This window comes from Pleomorphomonas diazotrophica, assembly GCF_002844595.1.
In the GTDB taxonomy this organism is placed as follows: domain Bacteria; phylum Pseudomonadota; class Alphaproteobacteria; order Rhizobiales; family Pleomorphomonadaceae; genus Pleomorphomonas; species Pleomorphomonas diazotrophica.
In genome coordinates this window covers 1-1,259 of record NZ_PJNW01000034.1, presented here as the reverse complement: position 1 = coordinate 1,259, position 1,259 = coordinate 1, and the positions used below count along the sequence as shown (strand labels likewise).

1 protein-coding gene and 1 pseudogene are annotated in these 1,259 nt (G+C 60.9%); both read left to right on the top strand.

Annotated elements, in window-relative coordinates:
• Nucleotides 1-187, top strand: a pseudogene (locus CXZ10_RS21285) (chemotaxis protein CheW); the annotation flags it as partial.
• Between the two features lie 49 nt (nucleotides 188-236).
• Nucleotides 237-1,259, top strand: a 1,023-nt coding sequence (locus CXZ10_RS21280; protein ID WP_143741591.1) for an MCP four helix bundle domain-containing protein, incomplete at its 3' end; no start/stop codon positions are given.

Below are 1,259 nucleotides of genomic sequence, written 5' to 3'. Positions count from 1 at the left end.
CGCCGCCTTCCGCGACGACCAACTGGAGGCCGCACCCGACATCGGCATCCACTGGAACTCGGACTACATCGACGGCGTCGTCCGTCGCGACCAGGGCTTCGTCGTCGTCATCGACCTCGCAAGACTGCTCGCAGCCAACGACCTCGCAGCCCTCGCCGGCCCGGATACAAACCGAGCCGTCGCCTGAAAAAGCGGGGCGGCGACCGCTCGCCGCCCGCCCGTTTCATACATGCAGCATGGTTCGCTCGCCCGGTACCAAGCCCTATTTCGCGCTGACGTTGTCGACACCGAAAAGGACTGGGGAGCCCCTGCTGAAACAAATTCTGTTGAGTTCGCAGAAGCGAAATAGGGGATCAACCTTAATGCGTATCACCATCAAAGCGAAGCTGGGGCTCGCCTTCGGTTTCATCATCGTCATGACGGTGGGCATGGCGGCCCTTGCCGTCAACAACCTGTCATCGCTCAATACGGCGATCAACGACATGGTCAACGGGCCGAGCGCCGACCTTGAGCACATCCGTGTGCTCACCAACGAGTACAATGCCACGGCACGCAACGAGAAGAACGCGATCATGAGTACCGACCCCGGTCAGATCGCGGAGTTCCGTCAGAAAATAGAGGCTGGCAACCAGAAAATCCGCGATCTCTTCGAGACGATTTCGAAGTCCAGCAATCCAGACATTGTCGATCAGATCAATAAGTTCAAAACCGTGTTCGAGCAGCGCCTCCCGTTGCTGACCCGGATGCTCGACCTGACCGCCCTCAACACGACGGAAGCCAACGCCCAGGCCGCCGCGATCAGCATGGGAAAAGCCCGAGAGGCGGGCAACGCCATGTTCGCCGTGCTCGAAGAGATGGCCACCACCATCACCGCAGACCTCGCCGCAACCAGCGCCGCCACTGACGAGCAATATGCGACGTCCCGCAACGTGCTGTTCGGCTTCATCGGCTTCCTGTCGCTATTCTCCCTGGCCATCGCCGTGCTGATGTCATTGTCGATCAGCCGCAGCCTTCGCAACGCCGGCAATGTCTTGGCCAAGGTTGCCGATGGAGATCTGACCTGGAAGGCGAACAAGCTGCCGAAGGACGAAATCGGCGACATGCTCCGCCTCGTGGACACCATGGTGGAGCGTCTTCGGTCGGTGGTGACTGATGCATTGGTTGCGTCGGACAACGTGTCGGCTGGCAGCCAGCAGCTGTCGTCGGCCTCCGAACAGATCGCGCAGGGCGCCACCGAGCAGGCCTCGTCGGCCGAGGAA